The sequence below is a fragment of the Micromonospora parva genome, from assembly GCF_000718515.1.
GTDB classification, from domain to species: domain Bacteria; phylum Actinomycetota; class Actinomycetes; order Mycobacteriales; family Micromonosporaceae; genus Micromonospora; species Micromonospora parva.
The window spans coordinates 76,504-101,233 of the sequence record NZ_JNZS01000016.1 but is presented as its reverse complement, the minus strand read 5'-3'; the positions used below and the strand labels follow the sequence as shown (position 1 = coordinate 101,233).

General features: G+C 71.7%; 19 protein-coding genes. 9 read left to right on the top strand and 10 right to left on the bottom strand.

The annotated features are described in order from the left end of the window. Nucleotides 1–2 precede the first annotated feature (2 nt). The 4 genes from IF22_RS0122440 to IF22_RS0122420 form a co-directional block, all read right to left on the bottom strand. Nucleotides 3–1,187, bottom strand: coding sequence for a zinc-dependent alcohol dehydrogenase (locus IF22_RS0122440; protein WP_030335107.1), 1,185 nt, complete (start codon nucleotides 1,185–1,187; stop codon nucleotides 3–5). A 733-nt stretch (nucleotides 1,188–1,920) separates the two neighbouring features. Next, the gene (locus tag IF22_RS0122430; protein ID WP_030335105.1) at nucleotides 1,921–2,685 is read right to left on the bottom strand and encodes a succinate dehydrogenase/fumarate reductase iron-sulfur subunit; all 765 of its coding nucleotides are present in this window, start codon (nucleotides 2,683–2,685) and stop codon (nucleotides 1,921–1,923) included. After that, nucleotides 2,682–4,619 carry a fumarate reductase/succinate dehydrogenase flavoprotein subunit gene (locus IF22_RS0122425; RefSeq protein WP_030335103.1) on the bottom strand — a complete coding sequence of 646 codons (1,938 nt, stop codon included), beginning with the start codon at nucleotides 4,617–4,619 and terminating at the stop codon, nucleotides 2,682–2,684. Before IF22_RS0122425 ends, IF22_RS0122430 begins: the two co-directional genes overlap by 4 nt. A 1-nt stretch (nucleotide 4,620) precedes the next feature. Further along, nucleotides 4,621–5,304, bottom strand: a complete 684-nt coding sequence (locus IF22_RS0122420; RefSeq protein ID WP_081883961.1) for a succinate dehydrogenase cytochrome b subunit — start codon at nucleotides 5,302–5,304, stop codon at nucleotides 4,621–4,623. An 83-nt stretch (nucleotides 5,305–5,387) separates the two neighbouring features. On the opposite strand from IF22_RS0122420, the gene IF22_RS0122415 reads away from it, so the two are divergent. Continuing rightward, a complete protein-coding gene (locus IF22_RS0122415; RefSeq protein ID WP_030335099.1) occupies nucleotides 5,388–6,317 on the top strand; it encodes a LysR family transcriptional regulator in 930 nt (309 codons plus the stop codon). Nucleotides 6,318–6,323: 6 nt separating this feature from the next. Here IF22_RS0122415 and hrpA read toward each other — a convergent pair whose 3' ends face one another. Next, on the bottom strand, nucleotides 6,324–10,370 hold the full coding sequence (hrpA, locus tag IF22_RS0122410) for an ATP-dependent RNA helicase HrpA (RefSeq protein ID WP_030335097.1): 4,047 nt from the start codon (nucleotides 10,368–10,370) through the stop codon (nucleotides 6,324–6,326). A 155-nt stretch (nucleotides 10,371–10,525) separates the two neighbouring features. On the opposite strand from hrpA, the gene IF22_RS0122405 reads away from it, so the two are divergent. After that, entirely contained in the window at nucleotides 10,526–10,918 is a 393-nt protein-coding gene (locus IF22_RS0122405) for a cytidine deaminase family protein (protein ID WP_030335095.1), read from the top strand. Between the two features lie 11 nt (nucleotides 10,919–10,929). Here IF22_RS0122405 and IF22_RS0122400 read toward each other — a convergent pair whose 3' ends face one another. Further along, nucleotides 10,930–11,289 carry a YciI family protein gene (locus tag IF22_RS0122400; protein WP_030335093.1) on the bottom strand — a complete coding sequence of 120 codons (360 nt, stop codon included), beginning with the start codon at nucleotides 11,287–11,289 and terminating at the stop codon, nucleotides 10,930–10,932. A gap of 118 nt (nucleotides 11,290–11,407) precedes the next feature. Here IF22_RS0122400 and IF22_RS0122395 point away from each other — a divergent pair, with 118 nt between their 5' ends. From IF22_RS0122395 to IF22_RS0122375, 5 genes are read left to right on the top strand one after another with little or no spacing between them, the layout of a single operon-like run. Next, nucleotides 11,408–13,363: a multicopper oxidase family protein gene (locus tag IF22_RS0122395; RefSeq protein WP_030335091.1), complete on the top strand. Its 1,956-nt coding sequence runs from the start codon at nucleotides 11,408–11,410 to the stop codon at nucleotides 13,361–13,363. A 60-nt stretch (nucleotides 13,364–13,423) separates the two neighbouring features. Beyond that, on the top strand, nucleotides 13,424–14,470 hold the full coding sequence (locus IF22_RS0122390; protein WP_030335090.1) for a FecCD family ABC transporter permease: 1,047 nt from the start codon (nucleotides 13,424–13,426) through the stop codon (nucleotides 14,468–14,470). Then, complete coding sequence (locus tag IF22_RS0122385; protein ID WP_245233708.1) at nucleotides 14,467–15,654, top strand: FecCD family ABC transporter permease; 1,188 nt, start codon at nucleotides 14,467–14,469, stop codon at nucleotides 15,652–15,654. Before IF22_RS0122390 ends, IF22_RS0122385 begins: the two co-directional genes overlap by 4 nt. 19 nt (nucleotides 15,655–15,673) lie before the next feature. Further along, nucleotides 15,674–16,525: an ABC transporter ATP-binding protein gene (locus tag IF22_RS0122380; RefSeq protein ID WP_030335087.1), complete on the top strand. Its 852-nt coding sequence runs from the start codon at nucleotides 15,674–15,676 to the stop codon at nucleotides 16,523–16,525. Continuing rightward, entirely contained in the window at nucleotides 16,525–17,472 is a 948-nt protein-coding gene (locus tag IF22_RS0122375) for an ABC transporter substrate-binding protein (RefSeq protein WP_030335085.1), read from the top strand. The genes IF22_RS0122380 and IF22_RS0122375 overlap by 1 nt, the downstream gene beginning before the upstream one ends. Nucleotides 17,473–17,600: 128 nt before the next feature. On the opposite strand, the gene IF22_RS33300 is transcribed toward IF22_RS0122375, so the two are convergent. From IF22_RS33300 to trmB, 4 genes are all read right to left on the bottom strand, one after another. Next, entirely contained in the window at nucleotides 17,601–17,954 is a 354-nt protein-coding gene (locus tag IF22_RS33300) for a hypothetical protein (RefSeq protein WP_051708713.1), read from the bottom strand. A 727-nt stretch (nucleotides 17,955–18,681) separates the two neighbouring features. Further along, complete coding sequence (locus IF22_RS0122365; RefSeq protein ID WP_030335083.1) at nucleotides 18,682–19,326, bottom strand: hypothetical protein; 645 nt, start codon at nucleotides 19,324–19,326, stop codon at nucleotides 18,682–18,684. Nucleotides 19,327–19,482: 156 nt separating this feature from the next. Further along, a complete protein-coding gene (locus tag IF22_RS0122360) occupies nucleotides 19,483–21,996 on the bottom strand; it encodes a DEAD/DEAH box helicase (protein WP_030335082.1) in 2,514 nt (837 codons plus the stop codon). A 102-nt stretch (nucleotides 21,997–22,098) separates the two neighbouring features. Further along, on the bottom strand, nucleotides 22,099–22,806 hold the full coding sequence (gene trmB, locus IF22_RS0122355; protein ID WP_030335080.1) for a tRNA (guanosine(46)-N7)-methyltransferase TrmB: 708 nt from the start codon (nucleotides 22,804–22,806) through the stop codon (nucleotides 22,099–22,101). A gap of 130 nt (nucleotides 22,807–22,936) precedes the next feature. On the opposite strand from trmB, the gene IF22_RS0122350 reads away from it, so the two are divergent. Both IF22_RS0122350 and IF22_RS0122345 read left to right on the top strand, forming a co-directional pair. Then, complete coding sequence (locus IF22_RS0122350; protein WP_030335078.1) at nucleotides 22,937–23,644, top strand: hypothetical protein; 708 nt, start codon at nucleotides 22,937–22,939, stop codon at nucleotides 23,642–23,644. Nucleotides 23,645–23,948: 304 nt separating this feature from the next. After that, nucleotides 23,949–24,614 (top strand): class F sortase, encoded by a 666-nt coding sequence (locus IF22_RS0122345; RefSeq protein ID WP_030335076.1) that lies wholly within the window; start codon nucleotides 23,949–23,951, stop codon nucleotides 24,612–24,614. The last annotated feature ends 116 nt before the right edge of the window (nucleotides 24,615–24,730 follow it).

Here is a 24,730-nt window from a genome sequence, read left to right as displayed (position 1 = left end):
CCTCATGGTGCGAGCACGACCTTGATGCAGCCGTCCTCCTTCTTCTGGAACATCTCGTACGCCTGCGGCGCCCGGGCCAGCGGCACCCGGTGGGTACGCAGGTCCTCCACGCCCAGCGGGTCGTCGTCGCCGGCGAGCAGCGGCAGGATCTCGTCGGTCCACCGGCGCACGTGACACTGCCCCATCCGCAGCTGGACACCCCGGTCGAACATCTCCATCAGCGGCATCGGGTCCGCCTCACCGCCGTACACCCCGGAGATCGACACCGTCCCACCGCGGCGTACCGCCTTGAGCGCGGCGTGCAGGACGGAGAGTCGGTCCACCCCCGCCCGGTCGGTCATCGTCTGGGCCACCTTGTCCGGCAGCAGCCCGGCGGCCGTCTGGGCCAGCTTGCCCATTGGCGAACCGTGCGCCTCCATACCCACCGCGTCGATCACCGCATCCGGGCCGCGGCCGTCGACCAGGTCGATCAGCGCGCCCGGCACGTCGGACAGCTCGCTGACGTCGAGCACCTCGATGCCGTGCCGGCGGGCCAGTTCCAGCCGCTCGGGCACCAGGTCCAGCCCGATCACCCGGCCCGCGCCGAGGTGGCGGCCGATCCGTGCGCAGAACTGCCCGACCGGACCCAACCCGAAGACGGCCAGGGTGCCACCCGGTGGGGTGTCCGCGTACTTCACCGCCTGCCAGGCGGTCGGCAGGATGTCGGACAGGTAGAGGTACCGCTCGTCGGCGCCGGTCTGCGGGATCTTGATCGGCCCGAAGTGGGCCTGCGGGACGCGCAGGTACTCGGCCTGCCCGCCCGGCACCGAACCGTAGAGCGAGGTGTAGCCGAACAGGGCCGCGCCCTTGCCCTCGCTGGTGACCTGGGTGGTCTCGCACTGGGCGTAGAGCTGGCGCGAACACATCCAGCAACTGCCGCAGGCGATGTTGAACGGCACCACCACCCGGTCGCCGGGCTTGAGCCCGGTCACCTCCGGCCCGACCTCCTCGACGATGCCCATCGGCTCGTGGCCCAGGATGTCACCGGGCTTCAGGTACGGCCCGAGCACCTCGTACAGGTGCAGGTCGGAACCGCAGATAGCGGTCGAGGTGATCTTCACGATCGCGTCGGTCGGCTCCTCGATCCGAGGGTCCGGGACCTCCTCGACCCGTACGTCCCGCTTGCCCTGCCAGGTGAGTGCCTTCATGTCCCTCGTCCCCTCTCCACGCTGCCTGAGAGGACTGCTACCCGGGCTCGGGCACTTGAACCGGCCGTCCGTCCCGGATTCCTGCCTTCCGGGCCTGGTCTGCCTCGGGGTTCGCGGTGGTTGGGGTGGGGCCCGGGGTGACCATTCCCCTCGGGTTGGTGGTGGTTGCGGTGGGGGCCTGGGGGGCGGCCGTCCCCGGCTTCGGGCGGTCAGGCTTGATCCCTACGCCGGTGACGGTCGCCCCCCAGGCCTCGCTGATGGGCGTCCGTCTGTGCGTTCCTGCGGAGGTCCGTGAGCCCTGACACCGGTTGCTGCCGCTCGATGCCGCACCTCCGAAGGTCACCCGGGCGGGGGTCACCCGGGTGTGCGCGGGTCCTTGAGTGGCGGCTCGTCCGTCTTGACCCCTTTGTCGTGGTGGTGTCGGGGTCAGCTGGGCCGAGATCGGGTGGATCCACTCGGGTTTCTTGAAATCGCGGTATCCGGCGTGCGGTAACCGGCCGATTTCCTGAAACGCGAGTGGATCATGCGATGCGGACGGGCCGCGACCGGGGTCAGGCTGGGGCGGCCGTCCCCGGCGGAGGGATCAAGCCTGACCGCCCGGAGCCGGGGACGGCCGCCCCAGCCCCACCGCAACCAACGACCGAGAGTGAGCCCGCCCAGAGCCCGCCCGACCGCCGTACCCCGGAAAGAGCGTGGGGTACGGCGGTCGGGCGTTCGGTACGGGGCTGGACCCTCAGGAACCGGGGGTGTTGTTGGCGCCCTTGGCGGTGGCCGTGAGGTAGTCGCGGTTGAGGCGGCCGATGGTGTCCAGCGGGATGCCCTTCGGGCAGGCCGGGGTGCATTCGCCGGCGTTGGTGCAGCCGCCGAAGCCGGCCTCGTCGTGCGCGTCGACCATGCCGATCACCCGGGTGTACCGCTCGGGCTGGCCCTGCGGCAGCAGCGAGAGCTGAGTGAGCTTGGCGGCGGTGAAGAGCATGCCGGAGCCGTTCGGGCAGGCGGCCACGCACGCGCCGCAGCCGATGCAGGCCGCCGACTCGAAGGCGGCGTCGGCGTTGGCCTTGGCCACCGGGGTGGAGTGGGCCTCGGGCGCGCTGCCGGTCGGCGCGGTGACGTAGCCGCCAGCCGCGATGATCCTGTCGAAGGCGCTGCGGTTGACCACCAGGTCCTTGACGACCGGGAAGGCGCTGGCCCGCCACGGCTCGATGTCGATCGTCTCGCCGTCCTTGAACTGCCGCATGTGCAGCTGGCACGCGGTGGTGCCGCGCTGCGGCCCGTGCGCGTCACCGTTGATCATCAGGCCGCACATGCCGCAGATGCCCTCGCGGCAGTCGTGGTCGAACGCCACCGGGTCCTCGCCGGAGAGGATCAGCCGCTCGTTGAGCACGTCGAGCATCTCCAGGAACGACATGTCCGGGGACACGTCGTCGACCGGGTAGGTCACCATCCGACCCTTGTCCTCAGGGCCCTTCTGGCGCCAGATGCGCAGGGTCAGGTTCACTTGTAGCTCCGCTGCGTGGGGTGGACGTATTCGAACTTCAGGTCTTCCTTGTGCAGCACCGAGGGCTCACCGTCGGCGGTGAACTCCCAGGCCGCCACGTACGCGAACCGGTCGTCGTCGCGCTGCGCCTCACCGTCGGGGGTCTGGTGCTCGGCCCGGAAGTGGCCGCCGCAGGACTCCTCGCGGTGCAGGGCGTCGATGCACATCAGCTCGGCCAGTTCGAAGAAGTCGGCCACCCGGCCGGCCTTCTCCAGCGACTGGTTGAGTTCCTCGCCGGTGCCGGACACCTTGACCCGCTGCCAGAACGCCTCGCGCAGCGAGCGGATCTCACCGATCGCCTTGCGCAGGCCGGCCTCGCTGCGCTCCATGCCGCAGTGTTCCCACATGATCTGGCCCAGCTCGCGGTGGAACGAGTCCACGGTCCGGTCGCCGTTGACGGCGAGCAGCCGCCGGACGCGGTCCTCGACGTCGTTGCGGGCCTCGATCGCCGCCGGGTGGCTGGCGTCGACCTTGTCGAGGGGACCGGAGGCCAGGTAGTTGGCGATGGTGGTGGGCAGCACGAAGTAGCCGTCGGCGAGGCCCTGCATCAGCGCCGAGGCGCCGAGCCGGTTCGCGCCGTGGTCGGAGAAGTTCGCCTCACCGATCACGAACAGGCCGGGGATGTTCGACTGGAGGTCGTAGTCGACCCACAGGCCGCCCATCGTGTAGTGCACGGCGGGGTAGATGCGCATCGGCACCTCGTACGGGTCCTCGCCGGTGATCCGCTCGTACATCTCGAAGAGGTTGCCGTACTTGGCCTCGATGGCCTTGCGGCCGAGCCGGTTGATCGCGTCGGCGAAGTCGAGGTAGACGCCGAGCTTGGTCGGGCCGACGCCGCGGCCCTCGTCGCAGACGTTCTTGGCGGCCCGGGAGGCGATGTCGCGGGGGACCAGGTTGCCAAAGGAGGGGTAGATCCGCTCCAGGTAGTAGTCCCGCTCGTCCTCCGGAATGTCCTTCGGGTTGCGGTCGTCGCCCTTGGTCTTCGGCACCCAGACCCGGCCGTCGTTGCGCAGCGACTCGCTCATCAGGGTCAGCTTTGACTGGTGGTCGCCGGAGACCGGGATGCAGGTCGGGTGGATCTGCGTGTAGCAGGGGTTGGCGAAGTACGCGCCCTTGCGGTGCGCCCGCCAGGTGGCGGTGACGTTGCAGCCCTTGGCGTTGGTGGAGAGGTAGAAGACGTTGCCGTAGCCGCCGGAGGCGAGCACCACGGCGTCGGCCATCTCGGTGCTGATCTCGCCGGTGACCAGGTCCCGGACGACGATGCCCCGGGCCTTGCCGTCGACGAGGACGAGCTCCAGCATCTCGTGCCGGGCGTTCATCTCCACGTTGCCCAGGCCGATCTGCCGCTCCAGGGCCTGGTACGCGCCGAGCAGCAGCTGCTGACCCGTCTGGCCCCGGGCGTAGAAGGTGCGCTGCACCTGGGCGCCACCGAAGGAGCGGGTGTCCAGCAGACCGCCGTACTCGCGGGCGAAGGGCACGCCCTGGGCGACGCACTGGTCGATGATGTTGACCGAGACCTCGGCCAGCCGGTGCACGTTCGACTCGCGGGAGCGGAAGTCGCCGCCCTTGACGGTGTCGTAGAAGAGCCGGTGGACGGAGTCGCCGTCGTTGCGGTAGTTCTTCGCCGCGTTGATGCCGCCCTGGGCCGCGATGGAGTGCGCGCGGCGCGGGCTGTCCTGGTAGCAGTAGGACTTCACGTGGTAGCCCTGCTCGGCCAGGGTGGCGGCGGCCGAGCCGCCGGCCAGGCCGGTGCCGACCACGATCACCGTCATCTTGCGGCGGTTGGCGGGGTTGACCAGCTTGGCCTCGAAGCGCCGGGTCTCCCAACGCTTCTCGACCGGGCCGGCGGGAGCCTTGGTGTCGGCGATCGGGTCGCCCTCGGTGAAGAGTTCCATGTCAGGACACCAATCCGGTGAGTACGGCGAACGGGACCACCAGGTACCCGGCGCAGAGCAGCACGGCGAAGACCAGAGCTGCGGTACGCGCCCGCCGCTCGCCGCGCGGCGTCTGCTGGCCGAGGCTGCGGAACGCGCTGAACGCGCCGTGGCGCAGGTGGAAGCCCACCGTGACGATGGCGAGCGTGTAGAAGAGCGTGACGTACCAGCGCTCCGGCGCGAAGTCGGCGACGACGTTGCCGTACGGCTTGCTCTCGTTGCCGACCGGGTTCAGCGTGCCGGTGGTCAGGTCCAGGAGGTGGTAGATCACGAAGAGCAGGATGATCACGCCGCCCCAGCGCATCGTGCGCGCGGCGTAGCTGCCGTTGACCTTCTTGCGGTGGGCGTACTTGACCGGGCGGGCGGCGCGGGCCCGCCGGGCCAGCACGGTGGCGGCCACGATGTGGGCGACGACCGCCACCACCAGCACGGTGCGCAGGATCCACAGGAACCAGACGCCGGGCAGCAGTGGCTTGCCGATGTCGCGCAGCCAGTGCGCGTAGTGGTCGAACGAGGTTTCCCCCGTGAACACCTTCAGGTTCCCCAGCATGTGGGCGATGAGGAAGAGCACCAGCAGGATGCCCGTCACCGCCATGACGGCCTTGAGGCCGACGTTCGAGCGGATGGGCGACCGAGTTTTCGTCATTACCACGAGACCGACGCTAGGAGCACTTCGATCAGTCGTCCAATGCATCAAACTCGCAGCGTTGATAGCCGTAGGCTATGTAGATGCAGCTCCATCAGCTCCGGTACTTCGTCGCGGTGGCCGAAGTACGACATTTCACCCAAGCCGCCGACCTGGTCGGCATCACTCAGCCTTCTCTCAGTAAGCAAATTCACGCTCTGGAGGCCGACCTCGGGGCGCCCCTGTTCGAGCGGGTAAGGGGCAACATCGCGCTCACCGCGGCGGGTGAGGTGCTGCTGCCGTTGGCCACCCGCATCCTCGCCGACGTGGAGACGGCGACCCGGGAGGTCCAGGAGCTGGTCGGGCTGCGCCGGGGCCGGGTCCGGCTCGGGGCCACCCCCAGCCTGGCCACCTCGCTCGCCCCGCCGGTGCTGCGCCGGTTCCGCGACGCGCACCCCACGGTCGACCTGCGCGTCGAGGAGGGCGGCTCCCAGGACCTCGTCCGTGACCTGCTGCGCGGGGATCTGGACCTGGCGCTGATCATCATGCCGTCGCAGGGCGCCGACCCGGGTCTGCGGGTCGACCCGATCCTGCGGGAGAGCCTGGTGGTGGCCTCGGTGGACGAGGTGCCGACCGCCTCGGCGACGGGCGAGCTGCGCATCACCGACCTTCGGGACCAGCCGATGGTGATGTTCCGGGAGGGGTACGACCTGCGCGACGCGACCATCCAGGCCTGCCGGGAGGCGGGCTTCGAACCGAGCTTCGCGGTGGACGGCGGCGAGATGGACGCCGTGCTCAGCTTCGTCGAGGCGGGGCTCGGCATCGCGCTCGTGCCCGGCATCGTGCTGGCGCGCCGACCGGGCGTGCGGATCACCCCGCTCGCCCCGCCCGGGGTGCGGCGGACCATCGCGGTGGCCCGCCGCCGTGACGTCGTACCCACCCACGCCGGCCGGGAGCTGCGCCGCATCCTGCTCGACTACATTCAGTCGGCCATCGACCGCGACGAGCTCCCGCCCGGGGTGGACCCGCTCTGACCGGCGTCAGCGGCCCTCGGCGTCGTCCATCGCGCGGTAGATTCGCTGCTCCGAGACGGGGTACGGGGTGCCCAGCGCCTGGGCGAAGACGTTCACCCGCAGCTCCTCGATCATCCAGCGGATCTGCCGGACCGCCGTCTCCTGCCGACGGGCCGGCGGCAGGTTGGCGAGCAGGTCGGCGTACTCCTTCTGCACCACGGCGATCCGGTCCTGCTGTTGGCGGTCGCGTTGCGGGTTGCCGCCGAGGCGGTCCAGTCGACGTTCGATGGCGGTGAGGTAGCGCAGCAGGTCGGGCAGGCGCGCGTACCCGGTCTCGGTGATGAACCCGGCGTGCACCAGCCCGGCGAGCTGGTTGCGGATGTCGGCCAGCGCCGCCACCACGGCGAGGTTGCGGGTCGCGCCGAGGCGCTGCTCGACGGCGTACGCGGCGGCGAGGACCTTGCGGACCCGGTCCATCACCTCGACGACGGTGTCGACCAGGTCGGCGCGGACCTTCTCACGCACCGCCGCGAAACCGTCGGCGTCCCACGCCGGCCCACCGGCCGCAGCGATCAGCCGGTCGATGGCCGCGCCCGCGGCGTCCTCGATCAACTCCTGTACACCGCCGTGCGGGTTACGGCTCAGCGCCAGCTTCGCCTCGTTGCTCAGCCGCCCCTGCAGGAACCGAGCCGGGGACGGCACGGTGAGCCGCAGCAGCCGGCGGGTGCCCGCCCAGTGCGCCGCCTCCGCCTCGGCGGGGGAGTCGAACACCCGCACCCCGACCGTGGCGCCCTCGTCCACCAGCGCCGGGTACGCGGTGACCGCGTAGCCGGCCCGGACCTGCTCGATGGTGCGGGGCAGCGTGCCGATGCTCCACTCCCGCAGGCCCGTGCGGGCCACCTCCGGCGCGGCGGCCGCCACCGTTTGGCGTACCTCCTGGCGGAGTTGGCGTTGCAGGGCCGGCAGGTCCTTGCCCTCGGCGACCGGCTTCTCGTCGTCGCCGAGCACCCGGAAGGTCACCCGCAGGTGCGGCGGGAGCTTGCCCGGCTCCCAGGCATCGCGGGGCACTGTCACCCCGGTCATCCGGCGCAGCTGCCGGGTGAGCGCGTCCAGCAGCGACTCCTCGCCGGGCGTGATCGCCGCCAGGGCGGCCCGGGCGTAGTCCGGCACCGGGACGAAGTTGCGGCGGATCGCCTTCGGCAGCGAGCGGATCAGCGCGATCACCGTCTCCTCGCGCAGCCCCGGCACCTGCCAGTCGAAGCTCTCCGCCGGCACCTGGTTGAGCAGCGGCAACGGGATGTCCACTGTGACGCCGTCGTCCGGCGTGCCCGGCTCGAACCGGTACGTCAGCGGGAGACTCACCCCGTCGGTCTGCCACTCGTCCGGGTAGTCGTCCTCGGCCACGCCCGCCCGACCATCGTTGATCAGCAGGTCGCGGGTGAAGGTGAGCAGGTCGGGTCGCTCGCGGCGGGTCTTCTTCCACCACGAGTCGAAGTGTCGGCCGGAGGAGACGTCGGCCGGGATCCGCTGGTCGTAGAAGCCGAAGATGGTCTCGTCGTCGACCAGGATGTCCCGGCGTCGGGCCCGGCTCTCCAGCTCCTCGATCTCGGCGAGCAGCCGCTTGTTCTCCGCCCAGAACTGGTGGTGGGTCTGCCAGTCACCCTCGACCAGGGCGTGCCTGATGAACAGCTCCCGGCTCAGCGTCGGGTCGATCCGCCCGAAGTTGACCTTGCGGGAGCTGACCAGCGGAACGCCGTACAGGGTGACCTTCTCGTAGGCCATCACCGCGGCCTGCTTCTTCTCCCAGTGCGGCTCGCTGTAACTGCGCTTGACCAGGTGCTGGGCGAGGGGCTCGACCCACTCCGGCTCGACCCGACCGGCGATGCGGCCCCACAGCCGGGATGTCTCCACCAACTCGGCGGCCATCACCCAGCGCGGCGGCTTCTTGAACAACGCCGATCCGGGGAAGACAGCGAACTTCGCCCCCCGCGCCCCCAGGTACTCGTGTTTCTGGGCGTCCTTGAGGCCGATGTGCGACAGCAGGCCGGGCAGCAGCGACTGGTGCACCTTCGGGGTGTCGATCTCCTCCGGCAGGTCCGCGCCACCACGGCGGGCCCGGCCGGCGTCCGCGTCGGCCGGGGTGTCGGGCGCCGGCCGTCCACCGCGCCGGTCGCCCTCGCCCGGGGTACGCAGCACCTGGCGCAGTTGGCTGACGATGTCCTGCCACTCGCGGATCCGCAGGTAGTTCAGGTACTCCGCCTTGCACATCCGGCGGAAGGCGCTGGAGGACAGCTCGCGCTGTTGCTCGCGCAGGTAACGCCACAGATTGAGGTAGGCGACGAAGTCCGACTCCTTGTCGGCGAACCGGGCGTGCGCCTGGTCGGCCTGGGCCTGCTTCTCCGCCGGTCGCTCCCGCGGGTCCTGGATGGAGAGCGCGGCGGCGATCACCAGCACCTCGGTGGCGCAGCCGTTGCGCTCGCCCTCGACCACCATCCGGGCCAGTCGCGGGTCGACAGGCAGCTGGGCCAGCCGCCGACCGAGCGCGGTGAGCCGCTTCGCCGGGTCAACCTCGGTCGGGTCCAACGCGCCCAACTCGTGCAGCAGATTGACACCGTCGGTGATGTTGCGCTTGTCCGGCGGGTCGATGAACGGGAACGCGGCGAGATCGCCGAGCCCGATCGCTGTCATCTGGAGGATGACCGACGCCAGGTTGGTCCGCAGGATCTCCGGGTCGGTGAACTCGGGCCGGGACGCGAAGTCCTGCTCGTCGTAGAGGCGGATGCAGATGCCGTCCGACGTACGGCCGCAGCGGCCCTTGCGCTGGTTGGCCGAGGCCTGGGAGATCGGCTCGATCGGCAGCCGCTGCACCTTGAGCCGGCTGGAGTAGCGGGAGATGCGGGCGGTGCCCGGGTCCACCACGTACTTGATGCCGGGCACTGTCAGCGAGGTCTCCGCGACGTTGGTGGCGAGCACCACCCGACGGGAGTTGTGCGCGGCGAAGACCCGGTGCTGCTCGGCGGAGGAGAGCCGCGCGTACAGCGGCAGGATCTCGGTGCCGAGCAGCGTTCGCTTCTTCTGCACCAGCTTGCCCAGCGCGTCGGCGGTGTCCCGGATCTCCCGCTCGCCGCTGAGGAAGACCAGGATGTCGCCGGGGCCCTCGGCGGCCAGCTCCTCGACGGCGTCGCCGATCGCCTGGATCTGGTCGCGGACGTTCTCCTCGTCGGCGTCGCCGTCGTCCTCGCCCTCGGCGAGCTCGACCAGCGGGCGGTAGCGGACCTCGACCGGATAGGTGCGTCCGGAGACCTCGACGACCGGCGCGGGACTGCCCTCGGTGTCAGCGAAGTGCTTGGCGAACCGGTCGGTCTCGATGGTCGCCGAGGTGATGATCACCTTGAGGTCGGGTCGGCGGGGCAGCAGCTCCCGCAGGTACCCGAGGATGAAGTCGATGTTGAGGCTGCGCTCGTGCGCCTCGTCGATGATCAGCGTGTCGTACTGGCGCAGCATCCGGTCGGTCTGCAGCTCGGCCAGCAGGATGCCGTCGGTCATCAGCTTCACCAGGCTGCGTTCGCTGACCTGGTCGGTGAAGCGCACCTTGTAGCCGACCACGTCACCCAGCTCGGTGCCCAGCTCGTCGGCGATCCGGTCGGCCACCGTGCGGGCGGCCAACCGCCGGGGCTGGGTGTGCCCGATCAGGCCGTGCACGCCGCGCCCCAGCTCCAGGCAGATCTTGGGGATCTGGGTGGTCTTGCCGGAGCCGGTCTCGCCCGCCACGATCACCACCTGGTGGTCGCGGATGGCCGTGGCGATGTCGTCCTTGCGCTCACTGACCGGCAGACCCGCCGGGTACGTGATCACGGGCACCGCGGCCTGGCGGGCGGCGAGCCGCTGCTCGGCCCGGACCAGGTCGGCGGTGATCTCGGTCAGCGCCGCCTCCCGACGCTGCGGGTCGCGCAGCTTGCGGGCACCGTCCAGCCGCCGCTGGAGTCGGCGCTGGTCGCGGAACATCAGAGGGGTGAGGCGGCGGTGCAGCTCGCGAACGGGATCGGTCGCGACGGAGGCGGTTGGATTCTGCATGTCGTGCCCAAGGATAGGCAGCCCGGCGGCGCACCGCCCCCGGGTTATCGAGCGGCCCGCTCCTCGACTGCCGTTCACCGGGGGCCTCCGGTCCCGTGACGGCCATGACCGGGACCTAGAGTTGGCGGCCGACGTCGAGCGCTGGGGGAGCCGGGATGGAGATGCGTGACACCGACCGCGCGTTGGTGCAGGCCGCCACCGCGGTCGCCAAGCTGCGGTGCCGCAGCCAGCGCCACACTGTCGCGTCGGCGGCCCGGACCGTGGACGGGCGGGTCTTCACGGGCGTGAACGTCCGGCACGCCAGCGCAGCGGTCTGCGCCGAGCTGGTCGTGATCGCCACGGCCGCGACGCAGGGCGTCACCGCGTTGGAGACGATCGTCACGGTCGCCGACCGCGGTCGCGAGGTCGTCGCGCCCTGTGCCCGGTGCCGGCAGGTGCTGGCCGACCACTTCCCGGACCTGCGGGTGATCGTCGGCCCGATGGACGCCCCGCTGGTGGTCCCGCTCGGGAAGCTGCCGGCGGAGACCGGCAGCGACTCGGCCGGCTGACCGGGCGCGCGTCAGTCTCCGGCGGCGGCCTCCAGCATCGACTGCGGCACCGGCACGCTCTCGAAGCGCAGGTTGCCCTCCGGGAGCAGCCAGGTGGTCACCCGCGCGAGCAGGCGACCGGCACGCACGGCCGGGTCGTTGGCGAAGAGCGCGCGGGCCTCGTCCGGGGCGATGGACAGCACCACGAAGCCCCGCAACCGCTCGTCGTCGGGGTGGAGGAACGGCCCGGCCGCGAGCACCAGCCCCTGCTGCACGAGGCCCGCCTGATGCGCCAGGTGGGCGTCCTGCAGGCGGTCGATGGCGTCCTGCGGCAGCTCCGGCGGATCCGACGGTCGGCTCAGCAGGACGACCGTGTGCTGGTCGAATCGCATGTTCCCACCCTATGAGGCGAATGTCCCTCTTCTGGGTGCCATCGAGCATCTGTCCGTCCTGTGGTCGTCCGCGAATCTCATTCTCATATCGAGGTTCGCGACGATTGGGAGGTGCGGCATGGTCACCAGACGTGGGCTGCTCGTGGCCGGTGCCACCGGCGGCGCGGCGGCGCTGATCCCGGCGGGCTGGCCGGCATCGGGCCGGGCGCTCGCCGCGGCAGCGTCGCTGGACGCCCGTGACATCCCGAAGTACGTCACGCCGCTGCGGATCCCCCCGGCGATGCCGACGGTGGCGCCCGATCCCGAGCGCGACACCTACGAGATCGCGGTACGACAGTTCCGCCAGCAGATCCTGCCGCCCCCGTGGCCGCGCACCACAGTGTGGGGCTACGGCTCCACCGCCCACCCCGGCAGCTTCGGCTACCCGGCGCCCACCATCATGGCCCGGGTCGGCCGGCCGGTGCGGGTGACCTGGGTCAACCAGCTCGTCGACGACCGGGGCGACTACCTGCCGCACCTGCTGCCGGTGGACCCCACAGTGCACTGGGCCAACCCGGCCGGTGGCATCGAGCACCGGGACCGTCACGGGCGGTGGGACGGCAGCCCGCAGGGGTATCGCGGACCGGTGCCGCAGGTGGTGCATCTGCACGGCGCGCACAGCGCCCAGGAGAGCGACGGGCACGCGGAGGCGTGGTACCTGCCGACGGCCCGCGACCTGCCGCCGGACTTCGCCGTGTCCGGCAGCGCGTACCGCGAGTTCCGGTCCCGGTTCGCCGAACGGTCCGGGCTGCGCTGGACGCCGGGCTCGGCCACCTTCGAGTACGCGAACGACCAGCGCCCGTGCACCCTCTGGTACCACGACCACACGCTCGGGCTCACCCGCGAGAACGTCTACGCCGGGCCCGCCGGGTTCTACCTGCTCGGCGGGGACGAGCTGCCGGAGGAAGTGCTGCCCGGCCCGGCGCCGACCCGCGACGACCCGCCGACCGCCTCGTACCACGACATCCCGCTGATGATCCAGGACCGCAGCTTCACCGCCGACGGCGACCTGCAATACCCGAAGCGGTACTCCGGCAACGGCGACGGGCCGCCAGTGTCCGTGCCCGGGTTCTCCGGCTCCACCATCGTGGTCAACGGCCGCACCTGGCCCACGCTGACAGTGCGGCGCCGGCGCTACCGGTTCCGGCTGCTCAACGGCTGCAACAGCCGTTTCCTGCTGCTCAGCGTGGCCGCGAACGCCACCGCCCGGCCGGCCCGGCCGGTGCTGCCGGTCTGGCAGATCGGCAGCGACGGCGGCTTCCTGCCGGAGCCGGTGGCGCACGAACGCGTGTCACTCGGCCCCGCCCAGCGGGTCGACGCGATCGTCGACTTCACCGACGTCCCGGCCGGCACCGAGCTGTACCTCGTGAACGAAGGGCCGGACGGGATGTACGCCGGCGGTCGCCCCGGGGTGGACTTCCCGCCGGCCGACCCGCAGACCACCGGGCAGGTGCTGCGGTTCGTGGTCACCGACGCCGCCGGCGCGGATCCCAGCGTCCCACCGGAACAGCTACGGCTGCCGGCGCACCCTCGGCTCGGAGCGGCCCAGCGGGTACGCCGGCTGGCGCTCAACGAGCGCGGGTCCGGCGGGTCGACGGTGATGCTGCTCGGCGTCCTCGACGAGCGCGGCCGGGGTCTGCCGTTGCGCTGGAGCGATCCGGTGACCGAACAGCCCACCCTCGGCGACACCGAGGTCTGGGAGGTGCGCAACTTCACCCGGCACGTGCACCCGGTCCACCTGCACCAGGTCCAGTTCGAGCTGCTCGGCCGGGGACACTCGGGCAGGGTGCAGCCGGGCCCGGCGGACCGGGGGTGGATGGACACGGTGCTCGCGTACCCGTGGGAGGTGACCCGGATCAAGGCGCACTTCGACCTGCCGGGTCGGTACGCCTGGCACTGCCACCTGCTGGAGCACGAGGACAACGAGATGATGCGACCGCTGAACGTGTTGCCGCGCGGTGGCGCGGCGGCCGGTGACGGTGGCGCGGCGGGCGGGGCCGGGGGAGCCCCGACGGCATCGACAGACGCCGGTTAGGCCTCTTTCTGCAGCTCGGCTAAGGTTAGGCGAACCTAAGCGTGAACGTGCAGGAGACTCGTGACCACCCTCGCCACCCGGCCGACCCCGGCCCGCAACCGGTCCGGCACCCGTACCGGCCGCCGGGTGGCCGTCACCGTCGGGGCCGCGCTGGTGCTGCTGCTCACCGTGCTGGCCAGCTTCGCGCTCGGCAGCCGACAACTCGGCGTCGACCAGGTCTGGCACGCGCTCGTCGCACCCGACGGCGGCGACGCCAGCACCATCGTCCGTGAGCTGCGGATGCCACGGACCGCGCTCGGCCTCGCCGTCGGCCTCGCGCTCGCCGTGGCGGGGGTGCTGTTCCAGGCGCTCACCCGCAACCCCCTCGCCGAGCCGCGCATCCTGGGCATCAGCGCTGGCGCGTCGTTCGGGGTGGTCCTGGCGATCTCCGTCTTCGGCGTCGGCACGCTCGCCGGGTACGTCTGGTTCGGCATCGCCGGAGCCCTGATCGCCGGGCTGTTGGTCTTCGCCATCGCCACCCGCGCCCGCGAGGGCGCCAGCCCGGTCACCCTCGCGCTGGTCGGTGCGGCGCTCGACGCCAGCCTGGCCTCCGGGGTGTACGCCCTGCTCAGCATCGACGCCCGCACCTTCGAGGAGTACCGCTTCTGGGTGGTCGGCGGGCTGTCCGGCCGGGACCTGTCGGTCACCGCGCAGGTGCTGCCGTTCGTCCTCGTCGGGTTGGTCCTGGCCGCCCTGGTGGCCCGCGGTCTGGACGCGCTGGCCCTCGGCGACGACGTGGCCCGTGGACTCGGCCACCGGATCGGCCTGGTCCGCCTCGGCGGTGGCCTCGCCGCCGTGCTGCTGACCGGTGCGGCGGTGGCCGCTGCCGGCCCGGTCGCGTTCGTCGGGCTGGCCGTGCCGCACCTGGCGCGCGCCCTGGTCGGCGCGGACCACCGCTGGACCCTGGCCGTCTCCGCCCTGCTCGGGCCGGCGCTGCTGCTCGCCGCCGACATCGTCGGTCGGCTCGTCGCCCCACCCGGCGAAATCCCGGCCGGGATCGTCACCGCGCTGATCGGTGCGCCACTGCTGGCCGTGCTGGTCCGTCGCGCCCGGGTGGTGACCGCGTGACCACCACCCAGCGCACCTCCGGCCCCTCCGACGCGTCTGACGCCGCCGCCTCGTCCGCCGCCTCCGCCGCCGGCTCGCCCGCCGCCGCCTCCGCCGCCGCCTCGCCCGGTGCCGCCGGCCTGTCGAGCACCGCCGTGCCGTCCGGTGAGTCGATCCGGCTGGCCGGGCGGTCGCTGCTGCGGATCGGCCCGGTCAGCCTGCTGATCCGCCGTCGCGCGGTCCTGGTGGCCGCCGTGCTGACCGTGCTGCTCCTGCTGGCCGTGGTGCTCAGTCTCTCGCTGGGCACCCCGTACGTCGCCCCGGCCGACGTGCTGCGTGCCCTCTCCGGGGCCGGCACCCCGTACGACCTCGTGGTCTTCGACCTTCGGCTGCCGCGCGTCGTGCTGGCCGCCGTGGCCGGCGCCGCCTTCGGCGTGGCCGGCACGCTGATCCAGAGCGTGGCCCGCAACCCGCTCGCCAGCCCGGACGTCATCGGCATCACCCAGGGTGCCGGTCTCGCCGCCACCGTGGCCCTGACCAGCGGAATGGCCGCCGTGCTGGTGGCGCCCACCGCGCTGGTGGGTGGGCTGCTCGCGGCGGCGCTGCTGTTCGCCCTCGGCGCCCGGCACGGGCTGGCGGCACAGCGGTTCGTGCTCGCCGGCGTGGCGGTCGCGTTCGGCTTCCGGGCGCTCACCGAGGTGGTCATGCTCACCGCCGACCCGATCGACGGGCTGCGCGCGCAGATCTGGCTGATCGGCACCCTGGCCGGCAAGGGCTGGAGCGAGGCCGCCTGGATCGCCGGCACCCTGCTGGTGCTGCTGCCGGTGCTGGCCTGGGCCGGCTGGGCGCTGAACAGCACCGCCCTCGACGACGACACCGCCCGGGGCGTCGGGCTGCGCCCGGTGGCCCGCCGGATCGGTCTCGCCGGCACCGGTGTGCTCGTCGCCGCGATGGTCACCGCCCAGGTCGGGGCCGTGGACTTCGTGGCGCTGGTCGCCCCGCAGGTGGCCCGCCGGCTGGTACGCGCCGAACGGCCGCCGCTGGTCTGCGCGGCCCTGCTCGGCGCGCTCCTGCTGGTGCTGGCCGACCTGGCCGGCCGGCGGCTGTTCGCACCCACCCAACTGCCCGCCGGGGTGCTGACCGCCGCGATCGGTGGCCCGTACCTGATCTTCCTGCTGCTGCGTGGTCGGCGGCGGTCGTCGTGACGCCTCGAGGAGTCGTGTGATGCTCTCTACCCGCGACCTGGTCGCCGGCTACGACGACCGGACCGTGCTCGACGGGCTCGACCTGGACCTGCCGACCGACGCGTTCACCGTCATCGTCGGCCCCAACGCGTGCGGCAAGTCCACCCTGCTGCGCACGATGGCCCGGCTGCTCAACCCCCGCCGGGGCACGGTGCTGCTGGACGGCACCGCGATCCGCGACCTGCCGACCCGGGAGGTCGCCCGCCGCCTCGGCGTCCTGCCGCAGAGCCCGCTGGTGCCCGAGGGCGTCACCGTGGCGGACCTGGTCGGGCGGGGCAGGCAGCCCTACCAGCGGTGGTGGCGGCAGTGGTCGTCGGAGGACGGCGCGGCGGTGGACCAGGCGATGGCCCTCGCCGACGTGACCGACCTGGCCGACCGACCGGTGGACAGCCTCTCCGGCGGTCAGCGGCAACGGGTGTGGATCGCCATGACCCTCGCCCAGGACACCGACGCCCTGCTGCTGGACGAGCCGACCACCTTCCTCGACCTGGCCCACCAGGTGGAGGTGCTGGACCTGCTGCACCGGCTGCGCGCCGAGCGGGGCCGCACCGTGGTCGCCGTGCTGCACGACCTGAACCAGGCCGCCCGCTACGCCGACCACCTGGTCGCGATGCGCGCCGGCGCCGTGGTGGCCGCCGGACCGCCCCGGGAGATCCTCACCGCCGACCTGGTCCGCGACGTCTTCGGGCTGGCCTGTGTGGTCGTGCCCTGCCCGGTGACCGGCGCACCCCTGGTGGTGCCCGCGTACACCGGTGGCACCTCCGCCAGCCCGGTCACCCCCGCCGACGCAGCGATTCCGCTCGCCGGCTCGTACCCCTCGAAAGGACTCTGATGCGTCGTCTCGTCGCCGCTCTCGCCGCGGCCGCCGCCCTCGGCGTCGGACTCACCGCCTGCGGTGAGAGCGACCCGGTCGCCGGCACCACCACCGGGGAGACCCGGGAGATCACCCACGCCATGGGCACCACCAAGGTCCCGGCGGAGCCCAAGCGGGTGGTCGTGCTCGACACCGACAAGATCGACACGGCGCTCTCACTGGGCATCACGCCCGTCGGTGCCGCCACCGCCGGTGAGGCCAAGAGCTGGCCGACCTACTTCGGCGCGGACAAGCTCGCCGGCATCAAGGAGGTCGGGGTGCTCACCGAGCCCGACCTGGAGGCGATCAACGCGCTGAAGCCGGACCTCATCCTGGGCAGCAAGTTCCGCCAGGAGAAGTTCTACGACGAACTGGCCGCCATCGCGCCAACCGTGTTCACCGACAAGGTGGGCATCACCTGGAAGGAGAACCTCCTCCTCGACGGCAAGGCGCTCGGCCGCGAGCAGCAGGCCAAGGACCTGCTCGGCGCGTACGAGAAGCGGGCCAAGGACTTCGGTGCCACCCTCGGCGACCCCGCCGCGCGCAAGGTGTCGATCGTGCGGTTCCTGCCCGGCAACATCCGGGTGTACGGCCCGGACTCGTTCTCCGGCATCGTCATCGGCGACACCGGCCTCGGCCGCCCCGAGCGGCAGATGCTCGCCAACAAGGAGGACAAGCGCTTCGACCTGGTCAGCCCCGAGCGGATCAGCGAGGTCGACGGTGACGTCATCTTCGTGACCGCGTACGGCGACAAGGCCGCCGCCGAGCAGAGCAAGGTGGCTGGCGGAACCCTCTGGAAGGGCCTGGGCGCCGTCAAGGCCGGCAAGGCGTACCCCGTCTCCGACGAGGTCTGGATGACCGGCATCGGCGTCGGCGCCGCCAACAAGATCCTCGACGACCTGGCCAAGTACCTCCCCGCCGCCTGACCCCGCTGGCACCGTCGCGAACGAACCCCAAGATCTGAGCAACTACCGGGAAACTGCTGCCTCCCAAGCCGCAGAAGCAGCAGTAACCCTGAAGTTGTTCGGATCTTGGGGTCGGGGGCCCGTCGGGGTCAGCGGGATCGGGAGTTGAGGGCTTGACGGAGTTCCTCGAGGAAGCCGTCGAAGTCCTCCCGGAATCGTTTCGCGGTCACGGGCAGCACGATCCAGTTGTCACCGAGCAGGCGGTTGAGGCGACGTCGATCGCGGTGAAACTGCTCGGGATCGTCGTGCCACAGTCCGTCGTACTCGACGGCGACCTTGAGGTGTGGCCACGCCAGGTCCAGGCGGGCCACGAATCTCCCCTCGCGCTCGACCACGAACTGGGTGACCGGCGTCGGCACCCCGGCGAGCACGATCCGCACGCGAAGTCGGGACTCCGGTGCCGATTCCGCGCCCGCGTCAGCCAGGGCGGCCACCCGCACCATGCGCTTCCACCCTCGGTCGCCGACCCGCGCCCGGGCGTTTGCCGCAACGATGCGAGTGCCACCAGATGGTTGTGGGCGAGCCGATCCACGATCGCGACGGCCTCCTCCGTCGGCAGCCACTGGGCCAGATCCCAGCAGGTACGCGTCGGCGTGGTCATCGGGATGCCCCGGCGTAGCGTGACGTCGGCCCCGTCGATCGTGCCAACGTGGACGGCGAGGCCCGACACCGGTCCGAACCGCTGGCCGCTGGGCACGAGAACATCGACCGGCTCGTTGCCGGCGACCGACGCTGCGCCGTAGAGCGCTGCCGCGCTGCGCCCGGCGATCACCACACCCGGGGGTAGCACCAGTTGTGCCGCCGCGGCACAACGAGCGCGGTGCGTGACCTCTAGTCGGGCATCCGCGTAGACGTCGCGGAAGAGGGGCCGCCACGCCGAGCTGCGCAGTTCCGCAGGGGTGATGAGTCCGTCCGCGACGGCGCGGGAGCCGCGGAAGACAGGCCCCTGCAACCTTGCCGGACGCCGTGGAGAAGCAGGCATGAAGACACCCTGCCGGCCGGGTACGCCCGCCGACAGCCCCTGTGGATAACCCTCACGTGGGGCCGGACGTACAAGATCCGCGCAACGTCAGAGTTCTTGCTGCTTCCCGATCGTGGGAGGCAGCAGCATCCCTGAAGTTGCGCGGATCTTGATGGCGGCGACGGCGGCGGGGTGGGGGTGTGGGCGGGTTAGGCGGCGGTGGACCAGATGGCGCGGAAGGCGGCGGCTTCGCCGGCCAGCCAGCGTTCGATCTGCTCGGGCTTCGCGTCGGTGGGCATGTGGTGGGCCTGGCCACGGCGGACATCCACCAGGACCGGCTCGGCGTGCGGGAGCACCGCGTCCATGTGGCGGGCCATCAGGTGCAGGGTGGCCAGCACCGATTCCTCGCTCGGCGGGGTCTCGTCGAAGTGCAGGCGGACCGCTTCGGCGCGGCCGTCGGCGTGGCGTACACCGAAATGGGGGTTGATCTTGACGGGTAGGTCGCCCAGCATGGCCAGGGCGTCGCGGGTCTGGGCGAGGTCGACGGCGGCCGGCTCGCCGAGGGAGTGCAGCCAGGCCGTGGCGCCGGGAACGAGCGCCTGGTAGAGCGGGCGCCAGCGAGGCTTGACCACGTCGACCACCCCGGTCAGGTGGGTGCCGCCGGTGTGGAAGGCGATGTCGGCCTTGAGTGCCTTGACGAACTGCCCGTGCGGGTTGAAGCCGGACCGGCTGGCTCGCTGCTTACGCAGACCGCCCACGAAGGTCGCCTTGGTGGGGCCGGTGCGGTCGACGTAGCGGGTGAAGCCGAGCAGCGTGGCGTAGGGGGTGAGGGGCGTGGCGGCGGGCGCGGTCACGGGCGTCCTCCCGGATCGTAATCCTGCAGGTCAGGAACTCGATTAGTACATACATTCTAATCGACGGGTCTGACATCGCCCAGCGAAAGAGGGGGTGCGGAAAACGCGACAAAGGGGGCCGTCCGGCGTGCGGACGACCCCCTGCCGAGACGCCTGTTAGAGCTGGCCGACGTCGGTGATCCGGACGACCGCCGCACCGATCTCGTCCGAGGCGGCCAGGTCGACCTCGGCGCTGATGCCCCAGTCGTGGTCACCGTCCGGGTCGTCGAAGATCTGCCGTACGGTCCACCGCTCCCGGCCCTGCTCGATCATGAGCAGCGCCGGGCCGCGGGCGTCCGGCCCGACCCCGATCGAGTCGTACGCCTCGAAGTACGGCCCGAGAGCGTCGGCCCAGGCGTCGTAGTCCCAGCCGTCCTCGGCGTCCAACTCGGCGAGCAGGTCCCAGCGGCGCAGCGCGGCCAGCTCGACGCGGCGGAACAGCGCGTTGCGCACCAGCACCCGGAACGCCCGTGCGTTGCGGGTCACCGCCGGTGGCCGGTCGGCGAGGGCGGCGTGCGCCTGGGCCACCTCGGCCACGTCGGACGGGTTACGCAGCCGCTCCCACTCGTCGATCAGGCTGGAGTCGACCTGGCGGACCAACTCGCCCAACCACTCGATGAGGTCGATCAGCTCCTCGGTCTTGGCGTCCTCGGGCACTGTCTGCCGCAGCGTCTTGTACGCGTCGGCCAGGTAGCGCAGGACCAGGCCCTCCGAGCGGGTCAGCCCGTAGAACTGCACGTACTCGGTGAAGGTCATGGCCCGCTCGTACATGTCGCGGACCACGGCCTTGGGGGAGAGCTGGTGGTCGGCGACCCAGGGGTGCCCCTGCCGGTACATCTCGTACGCGGCCTCCAGCAGCTCGGCCAGAGGCTTCGGGTGGGTCACGTCCTCGAGCAGTTCGAGGCGCGCCTCGTACTCGATGCCCTCGGCCTTCATGGCGGCGACGGCCTCGCCGCGCGCCTTGAACTGCTGCGCGGAGAGGATCTGCCGGGGGTCGTCGAGGATCGACTCGATCACGCTGAGCACGTCGAGCGCGTACGACGGGGACTCGGCGTCGAGCAACTCGATGGTGGCCAGGGCGAGGGGGGAGAGCGGCTGGTTGAGGGCGAAGTCGAGCTGGAGGTCGACGGTGAGCCGGATCCGGCGGCCGGTCTCGTCCGGTTCGGGCAGCTCCTCGACGACCCCGCCGGCCCGCAGCGCCCGGTAGATGGCGATCGCCCGGCGGATGTGCCGGCGCTGTGCGGCCGGCTCCTCGTGGTTGTCGGTGAGCAGGTGCCGCATCGCGGCGAACGCGTCACCGGGCCGGCCGATGACGTTGAGCAGCATCGAGTGGCTGACCTGGAAGCTGGAGGTCAGCGGCTCCGGCTCGGCGTCGACAAGTCGGTCGAAGGTGGGCTGACCCCAGCCGATCGAACCCTCCGGCGGCTTCTTGCGCACCACCTTGCGGCGCTTCTTCGGGTCGTCGCCGGCTTTGGCGAGGGCCTTCTCGTTGTCGATGACGTGCTCGGGGGCCTGCACCACGACCCGGCCGATGGTGTCGTAACCGGCCCGACCGGCCCGCCCGGCGATCTGGTGGAACTCCCGGTTCTTGAGCAGTCGGGTGCGTACCCCGTCGTACTTGGACAGGCCGGTGAACAGCACGGTGCGGATTGGCACGTTGATGCCGACGCCGAGGGTGTCGGTCCCGCAGATGACCTTGAGTAGACCGGCCTGGGCGAGGGTCTCCACCAGGCGGCGGTACTTGGGCAGCATGCCGGCGTGGTGCACGCCGATGCCGTGCCGGACCAACCGGGAGAGCGTCTTGCCGAAGCCGGCGGTGAACCGGAAGTTGCCGATCGCCTGGGCGATCATGTCCTTCTCGGCGCGGGTCGCGACGTTGACGCTGGTCAGCGCCTGGGCGCGTTCCAGCGCGGCGGCCTGGGTGAAGTGCACCACGTACACCGGGGCCTGCTTGGTCTCCAGCAGCTCCTCGAGCGTCTCGTGCAGCGGCGTCATCGCGTACGAGAAGATGAGCGGGACCGGCCGCTCGGCCGAGCGCACGACGGCGGTCGGCCGCCCGGTGCGCCGGGTCAGGTCGTCGACGAAGCGGGTGGTGTCCCCCAGGGTGGCGGACATCAGGATGAACTGGGCCTGCGGCAGCTCGATGATCGGCACCTGCCACGCCCAGCCCCGGTCGGGCTCGGCGTAGAAGTGGAACTCGTCCATGATCACCTGGCCGACGTCGGCCCGTTCGCCCTCGCGCAGCGCCAGGTTGGCCAGGATCTCCGCGGTGCAGCAGATGATCGGGGCGTCGGCGTTGACGCTGGCGTCGCCGGTGAGCATCCCGACGTTCTCGGCGCCGAAGACCTCGCAGAGCGCGAAGAACTTTTCCGACACCAACGCCTTGATCGGCGCGGTGTAGAAGGTCGTGCGGCTGTCGGCGAGGGCCGCGAAGTGCGCCGCGATCGCCACCAGGCTCTTGCCCGAGCCGGTGGGCGTGTTCATGATCAGGTTGGCGCCGGAGACGATCTCGATGACCGCCTCTTCCTGATGCGGGTAGAGGTCGAGGCCGCGCTCCTTCGCCCAGCCGGCGAACGCGTCGAAGAGGGTGTCGGGGTCGGCGCTTGTCGGCAGCGCGGCGGTGAGCGTCATAGCCTGTCCATGGTGCCTGGATCATGCCCCGCTACGCCAACCGGGCCCGCACCGGACCCCGCCCAGACGCCCCGCCGCATTGCGGTTAGGGCGTTTCGTCGGTCACCGCCGGCGGTACAGCAGGTCGGCGACCGGCCGACCGGCGGTGATCGCCCGCCGCTCGAACTTCGTCACCGGGCGGTGCGCCGGACGCGGCGCGAAGCCGCCGTACGCGTCCACCAGCTCCGGATCGGCGTCCAGCGTTGCCTTCATCGCCTCGGCGTACTCGGCCCAGTCGGTCGCGCAGTGCAACACGCCGCCCGGGCGCAGTCGTGACCGCAGCAACGCCACGTGCGTCGGCTGGATGATCCGCCGCTTGTGGTGGCGGGACTTCGGCCACGGGTCCGGGAAGAAAACGTGCACGGCGTCCAACACATCCTCGGGCAAGCCGCTGACCAGGGACAACGCGTCGCCCTGCGCCACCCGTACGTTTCGCAGGCCAGCGCGTTCCACCAGGTCGAGGAGGTTGGCGATTCCCGGCGTGTGCACCTCGACCGCCAGATAATCTCGATCCGGGTCGGCGGCGGCCATCGCGGCGGTGCTGTCGCCCATGCCCGAACCGATCTCCAGCACCACGGGCGCCCGGCGACCGAACAGGTCGGCCAGGTCGACGGGCACCACAGGCCCGTCCGGCACATCCAGGCCGTACGCGGGCCAGAGCCGGCTCAGCGCGTCGGTCTGCCGGTCGCTCATCCGACCCCGTCGGGGGTGGAACGTGCGGATCGTCCGGCTCGGGGGCGGGACGGCGGGAGAATGGTCGGTGGCGGTCACAGCGTCCCGAGCCTACGCGACGCCGCCAGCGGATCGGATGTGATGTGCGACCGGAAATGAGAGGATCCAACTGGTACGGCAGGTCGGGTGCGCCACTGCCCGACCCGGCCGCACGGCGTCGAGAGGGGGCATCGTGAGACTGACCCGCGGCGTCGTGACCCTGTCGCTGGTGACCGTGTTCGCCAGCCCCCTGTTGGCCGCCGCGCCCGCGCTCGCGGCGTCCGTGCCGGCGCTCGCGGCGTCCGCGCCCGCCCTGGCGGCACCTGCGCCCGTCCTCGCGGCATTCGCGCCGGAACGCGGCCTCGCCGCTCCTGCCGTGTTCCAGCTCGCCGCCGGCGCTGCGCCGGCCCGGCAGCCGGAAGGGCCGCCCGGTGGCCCGCCCGGTGGGGCGCCTCAACCGCCGTCGCCGGTGGACATCTTCGTCGAGGTCAGTCCCAGCACGGTGCAGCCCGGCTATCTGGTCGGCATCCGGGCCAGTTGTCGGGACAACTCGGTGGGCGCCACCGTGGTCTCCGACGCCTTCGGCGCGGTCGGCGTGCAGCCGCAGCGCGGGGTGCTCACCGCCGCGCCGATGGTGCGCGAGCGCACCCGCCCCGGCAACTACCGGGTCAAGCTGGAGTGCCGCGACGGCGAGACCGCCTCGACCATGCTCCAGGTGGTCAAGAAGACGCCGTCCCCCCAGCCCAGTCGCGGTCCCGCCACCGGCTTCGGTGGCGGTGCGGGCGGCATGACCGGCGAGCTGCTGTTGCCCGCCGGTGCGGCGCTGACCATCACCGGGCTGATCCTCGCCGTGGTGGCGCTGCGTCGCCCACGTCTGGTCCGTGGCGCTGGGCGCTGAGCCGGCCATGGAGATCTTCCGACCCGCCTCGCCGCCGGGCCCTCGCCCGTCTCCCGGCCCTCGCCCGTCGTCGAGCCCTCGCCCCTCTTCCGGGCCCCGCCCGGCGCGTGACGACCGCTCGCCTGCCAAGGACCGCCGTGCCCGGGACGACCGGTGGCCGACGGACGACCGGCTCCCGCGTGACGACCGCTCGCCTGCCAAGGACCGCCGCGCCCGGGACGACCAGTGGCCGACGGACGACCGCTTCGACGACGATCGCCGCCTGCCGCTGGACGACAGTCCGCTGAGCCCCGAACGCCCGACTGTGGCAGCCCGTCCGCCGACCGCCGTCGCCCCTCGGCGTAGTCGCCCCTCCGGCCGTAGCCCGTGGTCGATACCGCTGGCAGTGGTGCTGGTGTTGGCCGGGGTCTTCGCCACCGGGGCGGGGCTGGGCCGCTCGATCGGCCCGCTCGACTTCGCCCCCGCCGGCGGTGACCGGCCGGCCCGCAGCGAGTCAGTCGGGTTGTCGGCCAGCCGCCCGGTGCGCCTCTCGGTGCCGGCGATCAAGGTGGCCGCGCCGGTGGCACCGGTCGGGCAGGCGCGCGACGGCTCGATCGCCGTGCCGCCCTTGGACAAACACAACGAGACCGGTTGGTACGACCGCGGGCCCACCCCCGGTGAGCCGGGCCCCGCGGTGATCGTCGGGCACGTGGACACGAAGACCGGCCCGTCGGTCTTCTACGACCTGGGCAAGCTGAAGCCCGGCGACCTGATCGAGGTGGCCCGGGCGGACGAGTCGGTGGTGGTGTTCCGGGTCGACACCGTCGAGCACTTCCCCAAGGACCAGCTGCCCGCCGAGCGGATCTACGGCCACGACGGGCCACCCGGGCTGCGGTTGATCACCTGCGGCGGCCAGTTCATCGGCGGGCGCACCGGCTACGCCGACAACGTCATCGCCTTCGCCACCTTCCAGTCCACCCGCAAGCAGTGACCGGCGGTCGGGGCGCTTGATCCACTCGCCTTCACGGAAACCGGGGTAACCACGTCGCCCGGACACCCCCGGATCAATGAACCCGAGTGGATCAAGCCGTGGATGGGCGGCCGAGC

Excerpts from the sequence above, each read along its gene's own strand:
- IF22_RS0122440 (WP_030335107.1), bottom strand. The coding sequence starts at position 1,187 with ATGAAGGCACTCACCTGGCAGGGCAAGCGGGACGTACGGGTCGAGGAG.
- IF22_RS0122425 (WP_030335103.1), bottom strand. The coding sequence starts at position 4,619 with ATGGAACTCTTCACCGAGGGCGACCCGATCGCCGACACCAAGGCTCCC.
- IF22_RS0122420 (WP_081883961.1), bottom strand. The coding sequence starts at position 5,304 with ATGACGAAAACTCGGTCGCCCATCCGCTCGAACGTCGGCCTCAAGGCC.
- IF22_RS0122415 (WP_030335099.1), top strand. The coding sequence starts at position 5,388 with ATGCAGCTCCATCAGCTCCGGTACTTCGTCGCGGTGGCCGAAGTACGA.
- hrpA (WP_030335097.1), bottom strand. The coding sequence starts at position 10,370 with ATGCAGAATCCAACCGCCTCCGTCGCGACCGATCCCGTTCGCGAGCTG.
- IF22_RS0122405 (WP_030335095.1), top strand. The coding sequence starts at position 10,526 with ATGGAGATGCGTGACACCGACCGCGCGTTGGTGCAGGCCGCCACCGCG.
- IF22_RS0122400 (WP_030335093.1), bottom strand. The coding sequence starts at position 11,289 with ATGCGATTCGACCAGCACACGGTCGTCCTGCTGAGCCGACCGTCGGAT.
- IF22_RS0122395 (WP_030335091.1), top strand. The coding sequence starts at position 11,408 with ATGGTCACCAGACGTGGGCTGCTCGTGGCCGGTGCCACCGGCGGCGCG.
- IF22_RS0122380 (WP_030335087.1), top strand. The coding sequence starts at position 15,674 with ATGCTCTCTACCCGCGACCTGGTCGCCGGCTACGACGACCGGACCGTG.
- IF22_RS0122375 (WP_030335085.1), top strand. The coding sequence starts at position 16,525 with ATGCGTCGTCTCGTCGCCGCTCTCGCCGCGGCCGCCGCCCTCGGCGTC.
- IF22_RS33300 (WP_051708713.1), bottom strand. The coding sequence starts at position 17,954 with ATGGTGCGGGTGGCCGCCCTGGCTGACGCGGGCGCGGAATCGGCACCG.
- IF22_RS0122360 (WP_030335082.1), bottom strand. The coding sequence starts at position 21,996 with ATGACGCTCACCGCCGCGCTGCCGACAAGCGCCGACCCCGACACCCTC.